This is a genomic window from Polycyclovorans algicola TG408, from assembly GCF_000711245.1.
Taxonomy (GTDB): Bacteria; Pseudomonadota; Gammaproteobacteria; order Nevskiales; family Nevskiaceae; genus Polycyclovorans; species Polycyclovorans algicola.
In genome coordinates this window covers 2,522,946-2,544,235 of record NZ_JOMH01000001.1, presented here as the reverse complement: position 1 = coordinate 2,544,235, position 21,290 = coordinate 2,522,946, and the positions used below count along the sequence as shown (strand labels likewise).

21 protein-coding genes, 3 tRNA genes, 1 pseudogene and 1 other annotated feature are annotated in these 21,290 nt (G+C 62.3%); of the genes and pseudogenes, 15 read left to right on the top strand and 10 right to left on the bottom strand.

Features of this window, described 5'->3' with window-relative positions; genetic code table 11:
• Nucleotides 1-20 precede the first annotated feature (20 nt).
• From U741_RS0112160 to U741_RS0112135, 6 genes are all read right to left on the bottom strand, one after another.
• A complete protein-coding gene (locus U741_RS0112160; protein ID WP_161776219.1) occupies nt 21-665 on the bottom strand; it encodes a PqiC family protein in 645 nt (214 codons plus the stop codon).
• Nucleotides 658-2,316 carry a PqiB family protein gene (locus tag U741_RS0112155; RefSeq protein WP_029890729.1) on the bottom strand — a complete coding sequence of 553 codons (1,659 nt, stop codon included), beginning with the start codon at nt 2,314-2,316 and terminating at the stop codon, nt 658-660. The genes U741_RS0112160 and U741_RS0112155 overlap by 8 nt, the downstream gene beginning before the upstream one ends.
• Before the next feature lie 25 nt (nt 2,317-2,341).
• On the bottom strand, nt 2,342-2,992 hold the full coding sequence (locus U741_RS0112150) for a paraquat-inducible protein A (protein ID WP_029890728.1): 651 nt from the start codon (nt 2,990-2,992) through the stop codon (nt 2,342-2,344).
• On the bottom strand, nt 2,989-3,612 hold the full coding sequence (locus U741_RS0112145; RefSeq protein WP_043110274.1) for a paraquat-inducible protein A: 624 nt from the start codon (nt 3,610-3,612) through the stop codon (nt 2,989-2,991). The genes U741_RS0112150 and U741_RS0112145 overlap by 4 nt, the downstream gene beginning before the upstream one ends.
• A 75-nt stretch (nt 3,613-3,687) precedes the next feature.
• Complete coding sequence (locus tag U741_RS0112140) at nt 3,688-4,944, bottom strand: HlyC/CorC family transporter (RefSeq protein ID WP_029890726.1); 1,257 nt, start codon at nt 4,942-4,944, stop codon at nt 3,688-3,690.
• A gap of 84 nt (nt 4,945-5,028) precedes the next feature.
• The gene (locus tag U741_RS0112135; protein ID WP_029890725.1) at nt 5,029-5,829 is read right to left on the bottom strand and encodes a cytochrome C assembly family protein; all 801 of its coding nucleotides are present in this window, start codon (nt 5,827-5,829) and stop codon (nt 5,029-5,031) included.
• A gap of 104 nt (nt 5,830-5,933) precedes the next feature.
• Here U741_RS0112135 and U741_RS0112130 point away from each other — a divergent pair, with 104 nt between their 5' ends.
• Nucleotides 5,934-6,614, top strand: a complete 681-nt coding sequence (locus U741_RS0112130; RefSeq protein WP_029890724.1) for a TIGR00153 family protein — start codon at nt 5,934-5,936, stop codon at nt 6,612-6,614.
• 17 nt (nt 6,615-6,631) lie between these two features.
• A complete protein-coding gene (locus U741_RS0112125) occupies nt 6,632-7,882 on the top strand; it encodes an inorganic phosphate transporter (RefSeq protein WP_029890723.1) in 1,251 nt (416 codons plus the stop codon).
• 74 nt (nt 7,883-7,956) lie between these two features.
• Here U741_RS0112125 and U741_RS0112120 read toward each other — a convergent pair whose 3' ends face one another.
• Together U741_RS0112120 and U741_RS0112115 are read right to left on the bottom strand one after the other, a co-directional pair.
• Complete coding sequence (locus tag U741_RS0112120; RefSeq protein ID WP_084154841.1) at nt 7,957-9,108, bottom strand: fatty acid desaturase family protein; 1,152 nt, start codon at nt 9,106-9,108, stop codon at nt 7,957-7,959.
• Nucleotides 9,109-9,161: 53 nt separating this feature from the next.
• Nucleotides 9,162-10,232: a ferredoxin reductase gene (locus tag U741_RS0112115; protein WP_052378761.1), complete on the bottom strand. Its 1,071-nt coding sequence runs from the start codon at nt 10,230-10,232 to the stop codon at nt 9,162-9,164.
• Between the two features lie 126 nt (nt 10,233-10,358).
• On the opposite strand from U741_RS0112115, the gene U741_RS0112110 reads away from it, so the two are divergent.
• From U741_RS0112110 to U741_RS0112080, 7 genes are all read left to right on the top strand, one after another.
• Entirely contained in the window at nt 10,359-11,036 is a 678-nt protein-coding gene (locus U741_RS0112110) for a TetR family transcriptional regulator (protein ID WP_029890720.1), read from the top strand.
• A gap of 88 nt (nt 11,037-11,124) precedes the next feature.
• Nucleotides 11,125-12,750, top strand: coding sequence for an acyl-CoA carboxylase subunit beta (locus U741_RS0112105; protein ID WP_029890719.1), 1,626 nt, complete (start codon nt 11,125-11,127; stop codon nt 12,748-12,750).
• A complete protein-coding gene (locus U741_RS0112100) occupies nt 12,747-13,547 on the top strand; it encodes an enoyl-CoA hydratase/isomerase family protein (RefSeq protein ID WP_029890718.1) in 801 nt (266 codons plus the stop codon). Before U741_RS0112105 ends, U741_RS0112100 begins: the two co-directional genes overlap by 4 nt.
• Nucleotides 13,548-13,555: 8 nt before the next feature.
• Complete coding sequence (locus tag U741_RS0112095) at nt 13,556-15,547, top strand: acetyl/propionyl/methylcrotonyl-CoA carboxylase subunit alpha (protein ID WP_029890717.1); 1,992 nt, start codon at nt 13,556-13,558, stop codon at nt 15,545-15,547.
• 41 nt (nt 15,548-15,588) lie between these two features.
• Nucleotides 15,589-15,676: transfer RNA gene (locus tag U741_RS0112090), tRNA-Ser, on the top strand.
• A 40-nt stretch (nt 15,677-15,716) separates the two neighbouring features.
• Nucleotides 15,717-15,792, top strand: a tRNA-Lys gene (locus tag U741_RS0112085).
• Nucleotides 15,793-15,796: 4 nt separating this feature from the next.
• Nucleotides 15,797-15,871, top strand: a tRNA-Val gene (locus U741_RS0112080).
• Nucleotides 15,872-16,130: 259 nt separating this feature from the next.
• On the opposite strand, the gene U741_RS20020 is transcribed toward U741_RS0112080, so the two are convergent.
• Entirely contained in the window at nt 16,131-16,352 is a 222-nt protein-coding gene (locus U741_RS20020) for a helix-turn-helix domain-containing protein (RefSeq protein WP_029890716.1), read from the bottom strand.
• Between the two features lie 131 nt (nt 16,353-16,483).
• Between U741_RS20020 and U741_RS0112070 the strand changes: the two genes are divergently transcribed.
• The 6 genes and pseudogenes from U741_RS0112070 to U741_RS0112040 all read left to right on the top strand — a co-directional run bounded on the left by U741_RS0112070 (nt 16,484) and on the right by U741_RS0112040 (nt 20,593).
• Nucleotides 16,484-16,723, top strand: a complete 240-nt coding sequence (locus tag U741_RS0112070) for a hypothetical protein (protein WP_029890715.1) — start codon at nt 16,484-16,486, stop codon at nt 16,721-16,723.
• On the top strand, nt 16,716-17,306 hold the full coding sequence (locus tag U741_RS0112065) for an Arm DNA-binding domain-containing protein (RefSeq protein WP_084154839.1): 591 nt from the start codon (nt 16,716-16,718) through the stop codon (nt 17,304-17,306). Before U741_RS0112070 ends, U741_RS0112065 begins: the two co-directional genes overlap by 8 nt.
• Before the next feature lie 19 nt (nt 17,307-17,325).
• Nucleotides 17,326-18,551 (top strand): IS3 family transposase gene (locus tag U741_RS0112055; protein ID WP_152551571.1). Its coding sequence is split into 2 segments (ribosomal slippage): nt 17,326-17,611 and nt 17,611-18,551, totalling 1,227 coding nucleotides; the frame shifts between segments, so codons are not numbered across the junction.
• Nucleotides 17,604-17,720 (top strand) — a sequence feature (AL1L pseudoknot). (Overlaps the previous gene by 117 nt.)
• Before the next feature lie 46 nt (nt 18,552-18,597).
• Nucleotides 18,598-19,230: pseudogene (locus U741_RS0112050) on the top strand (site-specific integrase); the annotation flags it as partial.
• A complete protein-coding gene (locus U741_RS19275; protein WP_152551602.1) occupies nt 19,220-19,639 on the top strand; it encodes a hypothetical protein in 420 nt (139 codons plus the stop codon). The pseudogene U741_RS0112050 and the gene U741_RS19275, both read left to right, overlap by 11 nt.
• Nucleotides 19,640-19,642: 3 nt before the next feature.
• Nucleotides 19,643-20,593: a hypothetical protein gene (locus U741_RS0112040; protein WP_152551601.1), complete on the top strand. Its 951-nt coding sequence runs from the start codon at nt 19,643-19,645 to the stop codon at nt 20,591-20,593.
• A gap of 4 nt (nt 20,594-20,597) precedes the next feature.
• Here U741_RS0112040 and U741_RS0112035 read toward each other — a convergent pair whose 3' ends face one another.
• Entirely contained in the window at nt 20,598-21,218 is a 621-nt protein-coding gene (locus U741_RS0112035; protein WP_052378758.1) for a plasmid pRiA4b ORF-3 family protein, read from the bottom strand.
• Between the last annotated feature and the right edge of the window lie 72 nt (nt 21,219-21,290).

Sequence of the window (21,290 nt, the reverse complement as noted above, 5' to 3'; positions counted from 1 at the left end):
CGCTCGTCCCTCGATCGGTTTCAGCCCGAGCATGCCGGGTCCCCACCCGCACGAAGATTCGACAGGGTGGTGGCGATTTGGGTCGCCAGCCGGCCAATCAGTTGCTGGTGTGCACGCGCGATGTCGACCGGCATCAGGCCGCTGGGCGCCGACAAGGCAAATGCACAGCTCAGCGCGACGGCAGGGTCGGTCTGCATCACCGACCAAACGCCACCGGCATGGGCCCCGACACCAACCTCGGCGTCAAAGCGTTGCAGGTCGACGCGCAATACCGGCACGTCAGGCGGCAGTGCCAACCCGGCGCGCGCCAGATCGACCCCGCCGTGCGACTGCCGTAGCGCGGTGCTGAGGGCGCCGCGCCATTCGAGCGCCAACGGGGCGCCCCATTGATGGCCCTCGAGGACCCGCAGCGCGGTGTCCCCGTCACGCACGACCAGCGGCGTCACATCAACCTGCGGCGGCACCCGCACCGCCTGCAGGGCAAAGTTGAACGACGTGGCCACTGCGGCGTCGCTGGCCGACGCCTGCAAGGTGTAGTGGCGTAGCGGCGAGGTCGACACGCAGCCGGCAAGACCCACCCCCAGCAACACCGCCAGCAAGGCCAGGCGGTCAAAACGTCTGCGCGTCATCGACGCCTCGTGGTTCAGGTGCATGGCGTTATTCATCTTCCGGATCGGGGCGGCCGCGCAACAGCGACTGTGGGTTGCGCTGCAGGCTGTCAGTGAGGCTGCGCAGCGAGTGGGCGGCGCGGTCGATCTGTTCCATCGTCTGCTGCAGGTCCTGCTGCATGGGTGCATTGGGTGCTGCGACCTGCGTGGAAAGCCCTTCGACCAAGGCCTGCACCTTGTCCAGGGTCTGCGTGAGCTCAACACTGACCTCGCCTTCCAGGGTCGCCATCAGCTTGTTGAGGCTCTCAAGCGTGCCGGCCAAGTCGCCGGCCAAGTCGCCCAACGGCAGCGCGTCGAGCTTGCTGACGATGTTGGCGATCTGGATCTGAATCTGGTCAAAGCTGCCGGCCACGCTGGGGATCTCCAGCCGGTCGGTGTTCTCGCCGAGCTTCTCGTTCTCAGGCGCCAGCATGTCGAGCGCGATATAGAGCTGCCCGGTAATCAGGTTGCCGGTGCGCAATTGCGCGCGCAGGCCGCGCTGAATGAGGCCGCGAATCAGCCGGTCACCGGCTTCGGCCGGTGAGCTGAAAGTCTCACCGAGGCTACCTTGCCAGTCCTGCCACTGGGCGAACGCGCGGCCGAGGCGGGCCGGATAAAGCTCGGCGCGGGTGGCGGCGACGAATCCACTGCGCTCCACGTCGTATTCCAATTCGGTTTCGGTGACCTTGCCCACTTCGACCCCAAAAAAATCGATGGGCGCCCCCACGGTCAAGCCTCGCATCGACCCGGCAAAGCGCATCACCGTGTCCAGCACAATCGGGTCGGCCTTGGCGCGAGCATCGACCTCGCTGTCGTACAAAGCGAAGGCCAGGGCATCAACTTCGGACGCGGCTTCAGGATTTTCGGGCTCGCGTGGCAGCGTCGAAATGCCGTCTTTGGGGTTGTAGAACGCCACGCCGCCACCGATCAGCGTCAGCACCGACTCGGTATTGACCCGCAGGCCGCCCGCATCGAGGCTGACGTCCACGCCGCTGACGTTCCAGAAACGTGAGGTGGCACGCAGATTCTGGTGATAAGGCGCCTCGACGAAACCCTGCAGCGTGACGCCGTCGCCGCCTTCGTCGAGGTCAAAACCGACGATGCGTCCGACAACGATGCCCCGGAAATAAATTGGCGAGCCGATGCTCAGTGAATTCAGCGCGTCGGCACGCAGCGTCAGCCGACGACCTTCCTGATTGTTCAGCACACGGGGCGGCTGCTCCTGGCCGACGAACTCACGCGCAGGCTCCTTGGACATGCCGACATCGACCGCGATGTAAGCGCCGGTCAACAGCGTGTCGAGGCCCGACACCCCGCCAAGATCGGCGCGCGGTCGGACCACCCAGAAGCGCGAGTCTTCAACCGCCAGTGCCGCCGCCGCCGGGGTCAGTGAAACCTCAACCTCGACATGCGATCGGTCATCGCTCAAACGGATGTCGGCAACCCGTCCCGCCACCACGTCCTTGAAGCGCAGCTCGGTTTGGTCTGCCTTGAGGCCGTCCGCTGTCTCGAACTTGATGACGATGGTCGGACCTAGCGCCATCAGGTACTGCACCAACAACACAAGGCCAATGATCACAGCGATGACCGGCACCAGCCACACCCAGGCAACGCGACGCCGCGAGGTGATGATCGGTTCGGGCAATGAATCGAGTGAAGGCTGGGTCATCGTTTCTGGAGCATTCGGTTAACGGTCATGATGCTTGAGGTCGCGTGGACACGTCGGCTGTCGGCCGCGGCACGTCCCAGATCAAGCGCGGATCAAAGCTCTTGGCCGCAAGCATGGTGAGAATCACCACCACGCCGAAGGCCAGCGCCGCCGGGCCCGGCTCGACCCGTGCGACGTTGAAATCGACCAGCGCCACCAGCAGCGCCACCACGAACACGTCGAGCATCGACCAGTGGCCGATGCGCTCGATGAAGCGGAACCACTGCGCGCGCTGCCGCTGCAGGCTGGTCCAGCCCAACTGCACGCTGATGGCCAGATAGGCCATGACGCCGATCTTGAGCACCGGCACCACCACACTGGCGACGAATACCACCACGGCAATGCCATGGGCACCGTCGGTCCACAACTTGATGACACCGCTGACGATGGTGTCGCTACGGCGCCCGGCGTAGTCGGCGGTGTGCATCATCACCAACAGGTTCGACGGAATGTAGAGCACGCACGCCGCCAGCAGGTGCGCCCAAGTACGGGCCAGTGACCCCGGCAGTCGGCTGTGCAGGGCGCTGCCACAGTGCGGGCAATGTGCCGATGACTGGGCATCACGCGGCGCCCGTGCGACGCGGCCGCAGGTTTCGCAGGCGACGATGCCCAGTTCTCTGGCCGTGACAACGCTCATTGCGCCACCGGCGGCGCGTGGTCCCAGAGCAGCGCCATGTCAAAACTGCCGAGGCGGACCATCAGCAAGGACAGCACCACCACCGCGAACAGGCCGGGCCCGAGAATGACCGTGGCCACGTCGGTGAGCTTGACCAGCGACACCAGCACGCCGAGGAAGAACACCTCCAGCAAACTCCAGGGCCGCAGCCAACGCAGCGCATGCAGCGCGCTGCGGTAACCCTGTGGTGTGGTGCCCAATGAGAGCGGCAGCAGCGCGTACAGCAGCAGACTCAGTGTCAGCAGCGGAAACACCAATGTGGTCATGCCGGCGATCACCGCCATCATCGGCTCGCCGGCCTCCCAGACGGCCGCAACCCCGGCCCATAGCGGTGCCAGCCGGCGCTCACCGGCCAATTCGAAGGTCAGCAGCGGCGTCAGGTTGGCGATCGCAAAAAACAGCAACGCCGCCACGGTGCCGGCCAGCAGACTCTGCAATGGCAGTCGGGTCTGCTCGTAGAGTGCACAGCCGCAGCGCTGACAACTGACACGCTTGCCCGATCGCACCGCGACAATGCGGTGCACGGCGTCACAGTGGGGGCACACGACGAGCGTGCGCGGCGTCGGCGAAAGGGCGTTCATGGGGCGGTTTGAAAGGACGCCCGCATCATAAGTGCAACCCAGACACCTGCGTGTGACGCCATCGTCGCAGCCCGATCACGCCGCAGCGCGTACCCTGACCGCCTTCACCGCATGGCTGCGCGCGTCGATGATTTCAAATTCGTAACGGCCAATGGCGACCTTGTTGCCCGACTGCGGAATACTCTGCAGGTGATCAAGCAGCAGGCCGTTGATGGTTTTCGGTCCCTTGACCGGCAGCTTCCAGCCCAGATTGCGGTTAAGACTGCGCAGGGTCACGTTGCCGGCGACCCGATAGCTGCCATCGGCGTCGGCATAGACGTTCTTCATGCGGGTGGCCGGGTCCGAGGTGAACTCGCCGACCACCTCTTCGAGGATGTCTTCGAGGGTCACCAAACCCTGGATGTCACCGTACTCGTCGACCACGAAGCCAATGCGCCGCTTCTGGTTCTGAAAGTTCAGCAACTGCTGGTTGAGCGGCGTGCCCTCAGGAATGAAGTAAGGCTCTCGCGCCAACGCGAGCACACTGTCGGAGGTGAGTTGATCGTCTGCGGCGAGTCCGACGAGGCGGCGCAGGTGCACCACGCCCTTGAGCTGGTCGATAGAGCCATCGTAAACCGGCAGTCGCGTGTGCTCCGACTCCGTCAAGGCGTCGCGGATGACGTCCCATGGCTCGGAGAGATCAATGCCGATGATCTCGTTGCGCGGCACCATGATGTCTTCGACGGTGGCCTTCTCAAGGTCAAGAATCGACAGCAGCATCTTTTGGTGACGTTGCGGGATCAGCGCGCCCGCCTCGGCGACGATGGTGCGCAGTTCTTCCGACGAAATGTTGTGCTCAGCGGCGTCTTCGGGCGACACACCGAACAGCTTCAGCAAGTTATTGCTGATGAAATTTACAGCCAAGACCAGTGGCCACAGCAGGCGCATCAGGGGATACAGCACGAACGCCGCCGGAAACGCGACGCGCTCGGGATGCAGCGCCGCCATGGTCTTGGGCGTGACCTCGCCGAAAATCAACAGCAGCAGTGTCAACGCGCCGGTGGCAATGGCGATGCCGTCATCGCCATAAAGCCGCAAACCGATCACCGTCGCCACCGAAGCGGCCAACACGTTGATGAAATTATTGCCCAGCAACACCGTGCCGATCAGGCGATCCGGGCGGTCCAGAAGGCTTTGCACCAGCTTGGCGCTGCGCTGTCCGAGCTTGGCCTGGTGGCGGACACGATGACGGTTGATGGTCATCAGTCCGGTTTCGCTGCTGGAGAAAAATGCGGAAAGCAGCAGCAGGACGAACAACAGTGCGAAGAGCACCGATAAAGGAATGTCGTTCAAAACGCGCGGAGGCGAGTGGCCAAGGGCCGTCGAGAATCGCGGATCATTCAGGTCGCGTCAATGTTGACGGCCGCCCCGTCCGACTCAACTCGACCAGCGCGCGCCCAAAAGCAACTCCAGCACCAGCTTGGCGCCGAGGTAGGCGAGGATCAACATGCCGTAGCCGGCCAGCGTCCAACGGGCTGCCTGGCGGCCGCGTAAACCCAGTCGCCAACGCCCCACCAGCAGGCCGCCAAAGATCAGCCAGGCGGTGATCGACAACACGGTTTTGTGCGCCAGATGCTGCGTGAGCCAGTCATGGATGAAGGACAGCCCGGTCAGCAGCGCCGCGCTCAGCAACACAAAGCCGGCGCCGATCAGCGCAAACAAGATGCGCTCCATCGCCAGCAGCGGCGGCAGGCGCTTCATGAAGCTCGGCGCCTCGTGCTGGTGCAGCCATCGATCTTGTGCCGACAGCAGCGCTGCCTGCATCGCCGCCAGGGTCAGCAAGCCCGCCGCGAGCAACGACAACAAGACGTGCAGACCCACCCAATGGCCGTGCTCAACGGTCGCCGCCGCCGCAGGCACCACGGCGGCGACGCCACTGGCCACGGCGCCGAATGGATAGGCGGCCAGCCCCAAGACCTTGACCGGGTGACGCAGCGCGAACACCCACAACAGGCCGCTGGCCAGCCAGGCAAACAGATTGAGTGCGGTAACCCAGTCGATGCTCCAACCCTCGGGCCCGACCATGCGGCCCGTCAGCGCCGCCGCGTGCAGCGCCACGGCGAGCAAGGCCAACCCGCCAGCGTGACCGCTGGCCGTTCCGGGCCGCAACCACAGACGCAGGCCCGCCGCCCCATAGAGCAGCGCAGACAGGCCAAAAAGCAGGAGCGACACGGACATGACACGCAGGTTAGCACTGAGTCGAGCAGCGCCGACGTGCCGTGAGAAGCGGGATCGAAGCCGCTGTCGCAACCGACCCTATGACGGTTTCATTACAATGTCGCATGGCGCTAAAAAGTACGATTGCGGAAATGTTGGGCGGCTCGCCCATTCGACCCCTGCAGCAGCACATGGAGAGCGTCGTCGCCTGTGTCGACCTGCTGCCAAAGTTCGTCGAAGCGGTGATCCGCGAGGACTGGACTGCAGCAGCCGAATGGCGCAAGCAGATCGTCGGCGGCGAGCATGATGCAGACCGGCTGAAGAAAAGTCTGCGCAAACAGTTGCCCACCCACCTGTTCATGGCAGTGGACCGCCGCGACCTGCTGGACATGCTGCAAATGCAGGACAAGGTCGCCAACAAGACCAAGGATGTCAGCGGCTTGATGCTGGGCCGGCGCATGCGCATTCCGCCACCCATGGTCGACCTGTTCACCCGTTACGTGGCCCGCACCGTTGCGGCGGCGCATCAGGCGCTCAAGGCCATTCAGGAGCTCGACGCACTGCTCGATACCGGCTTTCGGGGGCGCGAAACCGCGTTTGTCGAGGGCCTGCTGCGTGAGCTCGACCACATCGAACACGAAACCGACACCTTGCAGATCGAACTGCGCGAGCAACTCATGGCCTTGGAACGTGATTGGCCGCCGGTGGACGTGATGTTCCTCTATCAAATCATTGACTGGATTGGCGATCTTGCAGATCGTGCCCAGCGCGTGGGTAGCCGCCTGCAGGTTCTCGTCGCCAAATAAGGCGAGCGAACACCCTCATGGACTACGGATTTCTGTTTATTGCACTGGCTTGCGTCTTCGGCCTGTTCATGGCGTGGGGCGTCGGGGCCAACGATGTCGCCAACGCCATGTCTACCTCGGTGGGCTCGCGGGCGATCACCGTCAAGCAGGCCATCATCATCGCCGCCATCTTCGAGTTTGCCGGTGCCTATCTGGCCGGCGGTGAAGTTACCGCCACCATCCGTAACGGCATGCTCGACACGGCGTCAATTGCCGACACACCCGAGATTCTGGTGTTCGGGATGCTCGGATCCCTGCTGGCAGCCGGGACCTGGCTGTTGGTCGCCTCGATCAAGGGCTGGCCGGTGTCCACGACGCATTCCATCGTCGGCGCCATTGTCGGATTCGGCGCGGTCGGCATCGGTATGGACGCGGTCCACTGGTCACGCATTGGCACCATCATGATCAGCTGGGTGATCTCGCCAGTGCTTGCCGGCAGCATCGCCTATGGCCTGTTCATGAGCGTGCAGGCGCTGATTCTCAACACCGAAACGCCGCTGAAAAATGCATTGCGCTATGTGCCCGGCTACATCTTCCTGACGGTGTTCATCACCGCAGCGGTGACCTTCACCAAGGGGCTCAGCCACGTCGGACTGGGGCTGAGCGACGTACAGGCCTACATTCTGTCGGCGCTGGTGGCCGCGCTGGTGGCCGTGGGTGGGGGATTCTTCATTCGCCGCCTGAAACTTGACCCGGCGGCCGACCATAAATTCCAGTTCGCCAACGTCGAGCGGGTGTTCACCCTGCTGATGATCATCACCGCCTGCGCAATGGCCTTTGCCCACGGCTCCAACGATGTGGCCAACGCCGTCGGCCCGGTCGCCGCCGTGGTCGGCATCGTCGAGAGCGGCAGCATTGCCGCCAGTTCCATGGTGCCGTCATGGGTGCTGTTGCTGGGCGCGGTCGGCATCGTGTTGGGTTTGGTGACCTTCGGCCAACGGGTGATGGCCACGGTGGGCACACGCATCACCGACCTGACCCCGTCACGGGGCTTTGCCGCCACATTGGCCGCCGCAGGGACGGTGGTGGTCGCCTCAGGTACCGGCCTGCCGATCTCAACGACCCACACGTTGGTGGGTGCAGTCCTCGGCGTGGGCCTGGCCCGCGGCATTGGCGCGCTGAACATGTCGGTGATTCGCAGCATCTTCGCGTCGTGGATCATCACCCTGCCCGCCGGCGCCATTCTGTCGGTCATCTTTTTCTACGTCCTGCGCGCCCTGCTCTCCTAAGTTGCGTCTGCAAGATCAAAAAAGCCCCGCGATGGCAAACCGTCGCGGGGCTTTTGTAAGAGACTGCAAATGAATCAACCGAGGGCGGGCACCCAATTCGGCAACTGATTGGGCAGCGCCAGACGAAACACCCGCTTCATCGTGGTGCCGAACTGGCGCTTCAGCGGCGCGCTGTTGTAGGCCAGCCCGTAGCGTTCGCAGATGTCACGCACCTTGGGTGACAGCTCGGCGTAGCGGTTGCTGGGCAGATCCGGGAACAGGTGGTGCTCGATCTGGAAGCTGAGGTTGCCGCTCATCAGGTGCATCAGCGGGCCGCCTTCGATGTTGGCCGAACCCATCAGCTGGCGCAGGTACCAGCCGCCGCGGGTTTCGTTTTCGATCTCTTCCTCGGTGAACTGATGCACGCCCTCGGGGAAGTGCCCGCAGAAAATGATCATGTAGGTCCACAGATTGCGGATCAGGTTGGCCACGATGTTGGCCAGCAACACCGGCAAAAAGAACGGACCGGCCAGTGCCGGGAACAGCACGTAGTCCTTCATGACCTGCTTGCGCGCCTTTTTCCAGAAGCCCTTGAGCTTGGCCTTGGAATCCGGACGAATCTTGCCGGTGCGCGCCAACTGATCGAGCTCGGAGTCGTGCACGCCCACGCCCCACTGGAAAAATACCGCCAGCAGCGCGTTGTTGATCGGGTTCAGCAGGTGCGAGGGATGCCATTTTTCGGCTTCGCTCATGCGCAGAATGCCGTAGCCGACGTCACGATCCTTGCCCAGCACATTGGTCCAGGTGTGGTGCTCGACGTTGTGGGTGCTCTTCCACTGGTCGGCGGGGCACACCGTGTCCCATTCCCAGGTGCTGGAGTGGATGGTCGGGTCACGCATCCAGTCCCACTGGCCATGCATGACGTTGTGGCCGATCTCCATATTCTCGAGAATCTTGGCCATGCCGAGGCCGATGGCGCCAATCACCAGTGCGGGCGGAAACAAAATGCCGCCGTAGATCACCCCGCGGCTGGTCACTTCCAGGCCGCGCTGAAAGCCGATGACCTTGCGGATGTACGCCGCATCATTCTCGCCGCGGGTGGCAATCACACCTTCGCGCAGCGCGTCCATCTCGCGGCCGAAAGCGTCAATCTGTTCTGGCGTGAGCTGCGGCAGACCGACCGGCCACGCGCCCGAGGGCTGCTTGCGGGTCTGGGTCGCTTGTTCGGGGCGGGTGTCAAAAGGCATTGCGAGCCTCCTAAAGGGAGATAACGAATGAAGGTGGGACTGCGGGCGGCGCGCTAAAGCGCCACTTCAACATCGCCTGCAGGTGCGCAGACGCAAATTTGAATCAGGTCATCCTCTTCACCGAAGCACTTGCCGGTTCGCAGGTCGCGTACCTGGCCCGCCTTCAGCTTCACCGTGCAGCCGTGGCAAATGCCCATACGGCAGCCGCATTGGGGCGTCAGACCCGCAGCTTCGGCCGTCTCGAGAATCGAGGTTTTGCCATCGACCTCGACCTGCTGGCCGGTCGCGGCGAAGCGCAGCGTGCCGCGGGTCAGGTCTCCCAACGTCACGGTCTTGGCCTGGAAGCGCTCGGTGATCAGCGGTTGTGCGGTCGTTTGGCCCCACAGCGCTTCGGCAGCATCGAGCATCGCACCGGGTCCGCAAGCCCAGGCGCTGCGTTCCTGCCAGTCCGGGCAGCGCTGGGCCAGCGTCTTCTCAGAGAAATGCTCGCCATCGAGGCGGGTGTGGATGATCTGCAGGTCGAGTTGCGGATGGTCGTGCTGCAAGGTCGCGAGGGCCTCGGCAAAAATCACCTCGCTGGATGCCGGGGCGTAATGCAGCCACACCAGATTCGGCATCACGCCATTACGGGCGGCGTCGCGCGCCATGCCCATCACCGGGGTAATGCCGCTGCCGGCGCTGATGAACAGGGCCTTCTCGGGCATCTTCGCGCCCCAGGTGAACGCGCCCTGGGCGTCGCTGATCTCGACCACGTCACCGACCTGAAGCGCACGATTGACGTGCTGCGACACCCGGCCGTCGGCAATCGCCTTCACCGTGATCTCAAAACAGTTGTTCACTTCACCTGCCGCCGAGCAAATGGAGTAACAGCGGGTCTGGCGGATGCCATTCACCGACAGGCTGACCCGCACGTACTGCCCCGGCTTGAAGCCGGTCCAGCGGTGGCTGGGCTGCAGGCGCACCGTCGTGGCATCGGCCGTCTGCCGGGTCGTCGACACCACGCGGGCATTGATGGCCCGTGTCGACCAAAGTGGGTTGACCAACTCGACGTAATCATCCGGCACCAACGGCGTTGCCAGGCGGTGCAGCCACTGCAGGGTCCGGGGGTTGCTGAGCAGATTCATGAAATCGTGTCCGAGGAGTAAGTGAACATGTGTGCACATTAATCGTCACATTTTCACTTGTCAACACTTGTTCACTATAGAGCGGCAATAACTCAACGCCCAACGCAGGTCGACTACACTTCGGCCATGAAGCGTCTGCTCAAAAGCAAATCAAAAGTCACCGATACTGACGACGACGCCCCACGTGACGGGCGCAAGCAACGCACACGCCGTGCCTTGATGGACGCCGCGCTGACCCTGCTTGAGGGTGAGCGCAGCTTCTCGTCCCTGTCACTGCGCGAAGTTGCCAAGGTGGGGGGCGTGGTTCCGGCCGCGTTTTATCGGCACTTCGGCAGCATGGAAGACCTGGGTCTGGCACTGGTCGACGATGCCTTTTCGGCACTGCACGCGCTGATGCGTGAAGCGCGCTCGGCGCCCGCGCCCAGTGAACACTTGATCGCCAAGTCAGTGACCACGTTTCTGCAGTACGCCGACACCCACCGGTTGCAATTCCAGTTCATCGCCAAGGAGCGCATGAGCGGCTCGACCGCAGTGCGGCTGGGCATCCGCAAGGAAATTCGGCTGTGGGTCAGCGAGCTGGCCGCCGACCTGTCGCCGTTTCCGCCGCTGCGCCAACTCAACGGCGACACCCTGCGGCTGGTGGCCGGACTGGTGGTGCAAACCATGATGTCGGCCACCGAATTGCTGCTTGACGCCGACCCCGACGACCGCGGTGATCGCAAGCGCCTGGAAGCCAATGCCACCAAGCAGCTGACGCTGATCTTCCTGGGTGCCGCGCAGTGGACCGAAGACGCCCAGAGTTAGCGGCACGGGTAAGAACCGTTGTTGGTGAAGGCTTGGGCATTTGCTGTTAAAACGGCAACCCGTCTTACACCCTTGCAGTGACCCGGAAATGCCGATTATCGAATCGAAGGTCGACGTCAACAGTCCCGGCTTTGCCGCCCAACGCGACGGGATGCTGCAATTCATCGCCGACTGGCGCGCCGTTGAGCAAAAAGGCCGCGACGAGGAAGAAACCAAGCGCGCTAAGTACCACAAGCGCAAGCAACTGCTGCCGCGTGAGCGCGTGCACCTGATGCTGGATCGCGGTTCGCCGTGGCTGGAGCTGTCGACCTTGTGCGGCTACAAGTTGCACGACGACAAAGACGGCTCGTTGGCCGGCGGCAACATGATTGCCGGCATCGGCTATGTGTCGGGCACGCGCTGCATGGTGGTCGCTAGCAACTCGGCGATCAAGGGCGGCACCATGACGCCGTTCGGTGTGCAGAAAACCCTGCGTCTGCAAGAGATTGCTTTGCAGCAAAAGCTGCCGGTGGTGTCGATGATCGAGTCCGGCGGCGCCAACCTGCTCTATCAGGCTGAGCTGTTCATCTCCGGCGGCAAGACCTTTGCCAATCAGGCGCGCCTGTCCGCCGCCGGGATTCCGCAAGTCACCGTGGTGCACGGCTCCAGCACAGCGGGCGGTGCGTACATGCCGGGCCTGTCGGATTACGTGGTGATGGTGCGCGGCAATGCCAAGGTGTTTCTCGCAGGCCCGCCATTGCTCAAGGCGGCGACCGGCGAAGTCGCCAAGGACGAGGACCTGGGCGGCGCCGACATGCACGGCGGTGTGGCGGGGACCTGCGAGTTTCTCGCTGAAAACGATGCCGACAGCATTCGCATCGCCCGAGAAATCGTGCAGAACCTGCATTGGAACGACCGCCGCCCCACCCTCGCCCTGCGCGAAGTGCGCGCGCCGCTGTACGACGTGGAAGAGCTTTGCGGTGTGGTCGCGCCCGACTACCGCAAGCCCTTCGACTGCCGCGAGGTGATCGCGCGACTGGTCGACGGTTCGGATTTCCAGGAATTCAAGGCCGACTTCGACCAACAAACCATCTGCGGCCGCGCGGTGTTGCACGGTCATCCCATCGGCATCATTTCCAACAACGGGCCGATCACCACCAAGGGCGCCAACAAGGCGGGCCAGTTCATCCAGCTCTGCTGCCAGGCCAACATTCCCATCGTCTATCTGATGAACACCACCGGCTACATGGTGGGTACCGAAAGCGAGCAGGGCGGCATCGTCAAGCACGGCTCGAAAATGATTCAGGCGGTGGCCAACGCCACCGTGCCCCAGCTCACCATCGTCATGGGCGGCAGCTTTGGCGCCGGCAACTACGGCATGTGCGGCCGCGGCTTCGGCCCGCACTTCATCTTTGCCTGGCCCAATTCGCGTACCAGCGTCATGGGCGGCGAACAGGCGGCGGGCGTGATGGACATCATCACCCGGCAAAAGTGGGAAGCGCAGGGCAAGCAACTCTCCGGGACCGACGAAAAAATGCTCGCCACCGTCCGCCAGAAAATCGTTGATCAGTTTGATGCCGAATCGCACGCCTTCGCCGCCACGGCACGCCTGTTCGATGACGGCCTGATCGACCCGCGCGACACCCGCCGCGTGCTGGGCCTGTGCCTGTCGGTGTGTCGCGAGGCGCAGCTGCGCGAGGTGTCGCCGACCAGCTTTGGCGCCGCGCGACTGTGAGCACTCTGCTGATTCGCACCGAGCGCGGCGTTTGTCACATCACTCTCAATCGGCCCGAGGTGCGCAACGCCATGAGCACTGAGATGGTCGCGGAATTGTCAGCAAACTTAGCGCAGATCGCCGCTGACCCGTCCATTCGCGCCGTCGTCATCCGCGGCGCGGGCGGTCACTTCTGCGCCGGCGGCGATCTGAAAAGCATGATGGCCGATGGCATAAAGCCCGTCATGCCCGGCAAGCCCGACCCCATCGCCGCGATGAACCGTGCGTTTGGCGCCCTGCTGCGCCAAGCCGAACAACTGCCACAGGTCCTGATCACCATCTGCGAGGGCGCCGTGCTCGGCGGCGGCTTTGGCTTGGCCTGCGTGTCGGATGTCGCGTTCGCTGATGTGGATGCCAGATTCGGCATGCCGGAAACCACGCGCGGCCTGCCACCCGCACAAATCGCACCCTTTGTCGTAACGCGTATTGGCCTGACGCAGGCGCGGCGGCTGGCCCTGACCGGCGCCCAGTTTCGCGGCCACGATGCGTTGCGCTACGGCCTGGTCCACGAAACTTTCGAAAGCGAAGAAGAATTGACCGCCCTGCTCAACACCGAGCTACACGCCGTTCGCCAGTGCGCCCCCCGTGCCAACGCCGTCACCAAAGCCCTGATCATGGGTGTAGGTCAAGCAGACATGGACGCCGTACTCGACACTGCTGCCGAGCAGTTCGCAGCCGCCGTGCGCAGCGCCGAGGCGACCGAAGGCATGACGGCGTTCATGCAGAAGCGAATGCCCGCGTGGGCCTCAAACAAATGAGCCAGAAGATGACCCGTTTCAACAAAGTATTGGTCGCCAATCGCGGCGAGATCGCCGTTCGCGTCATCCGCGGCGCCAAGAAGGCCGGCTACCAGACGGTTGCGGTCTACGCCGATGCCGACCGGCGGGCGTTGCACGTGCGCGAGGCCGATCAGGCGGTCCATATTGGGCCCTCGCCCGCCAAAGACAGCTATCTGGTCATTGAGCGCATTCTGGAGGCCGCGCGCACCAGTGGCGCCCAGGCCATCCACCCCGGCTATGGTTTTCTCTCCGAGCGCGCGGATTTCGCGCAGGCGGTGGCCGATGCCGGCCTGGTGTTCATCGGGCCGGACGCAGCCTCGATAGACGCCATGGGCAACAAGAGCGCGTCGAAGATCCGCATGCTGGCGGCCCATGTGCCCTGCGTCCCGGGCTACCAGGGCGATGACCAGACCGATGCGACCTTGATCGCCGAAGCCGGCAAAGTCGGCTTGCCGGTGATGGTCAAGGCCGCGTCCGGCGGCGGCGGACGCGGCATGCGACTGGTGCAGGACGAGAAAGACCTCGCAGCGGCCATCACCTCGGCGCGCAGCGAAGCCGAGAACGCCTTCGGCTCGGGCCAGCTGCTGATCGAGAAGGCGGTGCTCAATGCCCGTCACGTCGAGATTCAAATCTTCGGCGACCACCACGGCAACGTGGTGTACTTGGGCGAGCGCGATTGCTCGGTGCAGCGGCGTAACCAGAAGGTCGTCGAAGAAGCGCCCAGCCCAGCCGTCGACCCTGCGCTGCGCGAACGCATGGGCGCCGCCGCGGTGGCCGCCGCCAAGGCGGTGAACTATGTTGGTGCCGGCACGGTGGAGTTCATGCTCGCGGCCGACGGCGCTTTCTACTTCCTGGAGATGAACACGCGGCTGCAAGTCGAGCACCCCGTCACCGAGATGGTTTACGGCGTCGACCTCGTCGAATGGCAACTGCGGGTCGCACAAGGCGAACCACTGCCCATGACCCAGGGCGAGATTGACGACAACCGTTATGGCCACGCCATTGAAGTGCGCCTTTGTGCTGAAGACCCTTTGGCTGGCGACCTGCCGCAGACCGGCGAGGTCCTGTGCTGGCAGGTACCACAAGGCACCGGACTGCGCGTCGACACCTACCTTGAAACCGGCATAACCGTGAGTCCGTTCTACGACTCGATGCAGGCCAAGCTGATCGCCTGGGGCGAAGACCGGGAGACTGCGCGAACGCGCCTGCTCAAGCTTCTGGCCGAGACCCGTCTGTTCGGGGTGGTCTCGAACAAGGACTACCTAGCTGAAATCATCGCCCACCCGGCCTTCGCGGCGGGCACGTTTTCCACCGCGTTTCTTGCCGAACACTTCCCGGCGAGTCGCGTTGATGCCATTCGACCCACACCGCTGGACGCCGCCCTCGCCGCCCTTGGCTTGTACCTGGACGACGCGCGTCGACTGGCTGCCGAGCACGCGCTCAGCGACGACTATCTGGGTTGGCACAGTTCCCACGAAGCGGCGGTGGACTTCACCCTGCGCTGTGGCGGGCAAGACATCGTGCTGGAGGTGCTCGCCCAGCGCGGCAGGCGCTTTGAGATTCTCTTTGACGATCAGCGATTCACGCTGACGGTCATTGCGGATGACGCCTTGGGGCTGCAGTTCAGCGTTGACGGATTGACCCAGCGGGCGCAATGGGCGCGTCATGACAACCAAATCTGGGTCAGCTATCGGGGGCGCACCTGGTGTTGGGACGACCGCACGCTGGCGCCGGTGGAAGGCGCTGCACCGGGCTCAGACGGTCGCCTGCTGGCGCACACCGACGGCAAGTTTGTCGCCGTGCACGTCGCACCCGGTGACCGAATCAAAAAAGGCCAAACCCTGGCCGTGCTTGAGGCCATGAAAATGGAGTTTCAACTCAGCCTGCCGGTCGGCGGCGTGGTTGAAAGCATCCACGTCGACGCCGGCACCCAGGTCCGCAACAAGCAGTCGCTGATCACCGTCAGGGCTGATCCGTGAACGCGCCGCGCGCGCCTGCATGTCGTACAATCCGCGCCGCCGGAGGGGTGGCAGAGTGGTCGATTGCGACGGTCTTGAAAACCGTTGAACCGCAAGGTTCCGGGGGTTCGAATCCCTCCCCCTCCGCCACACCACCCAGGAATTTGCCGTTATAATCGTGGGCTGGGCCGGGTCGTTAGCTCAGTTGGTAGAGCAGTTGGCTTTTAACCAATAGGTCGATGGTTCGAATCCATCACGACCCACCAATTTGGTCAGTTAGCTCAGTGGTAGAGCATCGCCTTCACACGGCGAGGGTCACAAGTTCGAGCCTTGTACTGACCACCAATTTGAAAAACACCGCCCCTGGCGCCGTAAGGTTCCGGGGGCTTTGTTTTTTCAGGCTTTTTCCTGGCATCTGCCTCGAGTTGTCCTCAAGCGTAATTTGGCGTTGAACTTGCCATTCGCCTCGACAGAGCGCTCCGTGCCCATGCCGTGCCCATCTGGTGCCCTGTTCGTGCCCCGCTAGGACAGGTGCTTTCTCATAATGACCCTTGCTTCGAGTGAGGCACAGGAACTTTGCACACTCTCAAACACACGACCGCTGTCAGTCTCTGACGTATTCGAGCAGCTCACCCGGCGCGCAATTTAAGTAGCGGCAAAGCGCGTCTATGGTGTCCGTATTGGTGTTGTATCCCGCAGTGTTCGTGATCCGCGTGAGCGTGGGTCTCGAAATGCCAGTCTCCTTGCTCACCTCGTTCAAGGTGATGCGACGTCGCTCATGGAACGACTTGTCATCCAATAGCTGACGCAGGCGAATTCTGATCATGAGGAGTACTTAAAAGGCCATCTGTGGTTGGTCGGAAGTGTAAATGATCAGTCCAGCTTGAACCATGAAACTAATCACGTATGATCTATTTGGTCGATGTATGACGCCCATAGTGCAACGGAGATTAGACGATGGAAGACGTAACCTACATGACCACCGACGAACTTGCCGCAAGGATCAAGTACGACCCCCGAACCATCCGCGAGCGACTCAAGGACACTGTTCTTCTTGAGGGACGCCACTACATCCGGCCCTTCGGTGGCCGCAAGATTCTCTTCATTTGGGAAGCCGTCCGTGACGACATGGCGGCTGTGGCCACAACCCCCTCTTTTGCTATCCCAATGGCTTCGGGGGGCTACTGCCATGGCTAGTGTTCGAGTGCGCGAAGGGAAGCTTTTTTTCGATTTCAGGTACCGAGGGGTTCGATGCCGCGAACTAACCGCGCTTTCGGATTCTGCCCCCAACCGAAAGAAGCTCACGGTCATGCTCAAACGAATTGAAGCCGACATCAATGCGGGGACCTTCGAGTACCGGCGCTACTTTCCTGACTCCAAGCTGGCAAGCCGATTCGATGCAGACGTCTCCCCCACTCCAATCCAACGACCGTCGGTTGATGAGAATCGGGGGCCGTTGTTCTCGGAATTCGTCGAGCAGTGGCTGTCCACGAAGACGATCGAATGGCGTCAGAGCTATGCGGAATCGGTACGGCACATCCTGCAGCGTCATCTGCTTCCGGCGTTTGGAGATCGGCCGGTTCTGGCGATTGATCGCAACACGCTGCTGACCTACCGGGCCCAGTTGGCAACCGAGCGTTCCGCTAGTGGCAAGGTGAGATCGGCGGCAACGGTGAACCGGATCATGGGCATCTTGAGCATGATTCTGGATGAGGTCGCCCTTGAGCATGGCGTCAACAATCCGCTGACTGAACCGCCCCATCTTTCCCGGAGGCTCTAAACCTTGAGAGGATGGAGCGATGAACAAAGGAATACGGTATTCCCCGGAGCTGAAGGAGCGAGCGGTGCGGCTGGTGCTGGAGCATCAATCTGACTACAGCTCGCAGTGGGCGGCGATGGAATCGATTGCTGGAAAGATGGGGTGCAAGGCCGAGACCCTGCGGGTGTGGGTCCGGCAGCACGAGCGTGATGTTGGGCAGCGGGAGGGCCTGACCACCGACGAGAAGGCGCACCTGAAGGCGCTGGAGCGCGAGGTTCGCGAACTGCGTCAGGCCAACGAGATTCTGCGCAAGGCATCTGCGTATTTTGCTCAGGCGGAGCTCGACCGCCCATTCAAACGATGAAGGCGTTCATCGACGCACATCGTGATGTCCATGGGGTCGAGCCGATCTGCAAAGTGCTGCCGATTGCCCCATCGACCTACTACGCACACGCTGCCCAGCAGCGGGATCCAGGACAACGATCTCTTCGAGCTAAACGAGACGATCAACTCACCCCGTTGATTCAGCAAATCTGGAACGACAACTTCCGGGTCTACGGAGTACGCAAGGTCTATCGCCAATTGCGACGCGAGCAGGTAGGAGTTGCGCGATGCACCGTGGCACGGCTGATGAAGCGGCTGGGGCTGCGCGGCGTGATTCGCGGCAAGGGGGTGCGCACCACTTTCAGTGACAAGAACCTTTCATGCCCACTGGATCACGTACAACGGCAGTTCAAGGCAGATCGGCCAAACCAGCTTTGGGTGTCCGACTTCACGTATGTGTCCACCTGGCAGGGCTTTGTCTATGTTGCCTTTGTCATTGATGTTTACGCCCGACGCATCGTCGGCTGGCGAGCCTCATCATCGGCACGCACCGATTTCGTGCTCGATGCCTTGGAACAAGCCTTGCACGACCGAAAGCCCTTTGGATCGGGTCGGCTGGTTCATCACAGCGATAGGGGCGTCCAGTACCTCTCGATTCGATACACCGAGCGCCTGGTCGACGCGGGACTGGAGCCCTCGGTGGGCAGCGTCGGCGACAGCTATGACAACGCCCTGGCCGAGACCATCAACGGCTTGTTCAAAGCCGAAGTCATCCACCGGCAGTCGTCATGGCGCAAACGCGAGGACGTCGAATGGGCCACCTTGAACTGGGTGGACTGGTTCAACAACCGAAGACTGCTGGAGCCCATCGGGCACATCCCGCCAGCCGAAGCAGAAGCTAACTACTATGCACAACACCCTGAGTACGTCAAAGCTGCGTGACTCAGACTAAATGGCCTCCGGGATACTTGGGGCGGTTCAGACTGCGGTCAAGCGTCTGAAGGTCAAGAAGACGGATATCGAACCCTTCAGCCTTGAAGAGGTGCGGCGTCTTGTCGACGAAGTTCGTGCCGATTTTCAGGACTACCTGATCGCCCGATTTTTTACCGGCATGCGCAGCGGTGAGATTCACGGCTTGAAGTGGCGATTCGTCGATTTCGATCGTCGGGAGATTCGCGTCAGGGAAACCATCGTCAATGGCCGCGAGGAGTACACCAAGACCGACGGCTCACAGCGGGAGATTCAGATGAGCCAGCCGGTCTTTGACGCCCTGCAGCGGATGCAGGTCCGTACCGGCAACGGGGTCTATGTCTTCCAGACCAGCAACGGCCTGCCGATCGATACCCACAACTTCACGAACCGAATCTGGAATCCGTTACTCGATCGGCTGGGGCTGAAGCGACGACGGCCCTATCAAACCCGACATACCGCTGCGACCTTGTGGCTGGCTGCTGGCGAAAACCCTGAATGGATCGCCAGGCAGATGGGCCACACCAGTACGCAGATGCTGTTCAGCGTTTACAGCCGCTATATCGCCAACCTGACCCGTCAGGACGGATCGGCGTTTGATCGCCTGATTCGCGGCGCCATGCCGACCGGAGGAACCTCGAATGAAGATTGATCTAACCGCAAAGTCGGCTGACGCAATTGAGCAGCCAGTCTTTCAGCGAAGCACTGCTTCGCTTGGCACAAAGTCACGCGATGAAGGGTCGCCGGACATCCCGCTGCTCCGGCAGCAACTCGAGGATGAACTTCGAGCCACCCGGTTCGCGAGGAGGGCACGTCGGCTGGCCTTGTCGATGCTGCCGCATCTCACCGTCTGTCCCGAAGGCAAGGAGTTATTGATCTGGATGGGTGGCAGCGACGTTCGCGACAATCTGTCTGCCTTACAACACTGGGTGCAGGAACAGCTGGGCGATCCCTCATTCGATTTGACCTGTGGTGCGGGCCCCGAGCTCTCCGAGTTGTTGATCCGTCTGGAGCGTCACTGTCTTTGGCACGACGCCGCCAACGACGAGCATTGGGGCTGACCCATGGCAAACCCATCGCGCATCCTTCCCCCATCGGCAGGCATGCCAGAGCAGGCCCCATCGGATCTGCACGTTGGCCAATATCTGTTGACCGAGGTTCGCTACTGCCAAAAGGCCAGCGGCGAGCACTACGTCCGGCTGATCCTCGATGATGCAGGCGGATCAACGGTGGGCTTCATGTGGGCCGAGCGATTGCACCTTGTGCAGCCGGTCATGGTTCCAGCCGTGGTTCAGGTGATGGGCCGACCAACCGGACGAGGCAATGAGGGAGCCCTGTCGATCGTGTCACTTCAAATGATGCCTCTGACCAGCATCGATACCGGGGCTCGACTGCTGCCGAAGCGCTTCTGCCCAGAGGCTGCGCTCGATGCGTTCGGGAGCCTTCTGCGCCTGGAGCAAACATGGCCAGACGCGCTTAGACGGTTTGTTGGACAGGTGCTGATCGATCCTGCCATTGGAATTCCATTCCTCCGTGCCAAGGCTGCTGGACGCTACCACCACGCATTTCGGGGTGGGCTGCTGCTGCACAGTGTGGAGATGCTCGACCTCGTGCCCGCACTGGCAAACAGGCTGATGCCCGGGCGCGAGGAAGCAGCTGCCCTAACCCAGGTGGCTCTGCTATTTCATGACTTGGGCAAAATTCATACTGTCGGCGAGGGAGACACGCAGCGCCCAGTTTTGTCGTCGTCGCTGCCGGGGCTGTGCCACGAAGCCTTGACGCTGCAACTTCTGCATCCACACCTGAAGGCTCTTGAAGCGTTCTGTCCCGAATCAGCCTCGGTCCTGTATGAGGTGTTCGATTATCTGGGGCAACCCACCGCCGGTCGCGGGCACGCGCGCTCACTGGTGATTGACATCGTTCGATTCCTAGACCAGATGTCGACGGCCCTCGATCGTGGGGTCGGCTACTGGCCAGCGGACGGCCGCACTGTCGGCGAGCCAGCGCGCCATTAATCGATCAACGCTCGTTCAACTTAACGCCCACCCATCGGTTCCGGTGCATGCGCGATAGCGCTGCATTAGCCGCATGGCGGTCGAATCGAGCAGCATCAAAGTCACGTCCAGCCCACGCGAGGAACTCCTGAGCTGCAGCACTCTTTGGTTGATCGAGTGCCGCCAGTGCCGAGAGATAGCCCGGAATGCCGCCACAGTCTTCGGGCGGACAGGCCCGTTCTCCGGCCTCGATAAACGCCAGTCGCTGCGGCGGTCGCGGGCGAATCTGCTCGACCGATATGCGGTGCTGCCACTCGTCGCCCCAGTCGTAGATGTAGGTAAACAGGTCGGTCTCACGCGCCACCAGCCGCAGCTTCTTGCGACGCTCCTGCCGCACCGTCACGGTGGTCGGATCTTCCGAACTTGGGTTGGCTCGGTAGTACACCTCGCCCACCAAGAAATCATGGCTGTGTGTGTCGTACCAGCCCATCGTGGCCTGAATGATGTGGTGCAGGTCTTCCAGCGTCGCCTCGCTGTGCACCGCTACCCGCCGCCAGACCGATGGACTGATGCCCACCAGCTCGATCCGCAGCACGATCTCTGAGGGCAAAACGGTTTCAGCATGGCGGCTGGTGATGAGCTTCATGGTCGGCCGGTTCGTTGATTGACGCCGTTATTGTGGTACCGACGAAATCAATCTGTTAAGTGATGAGCAGCC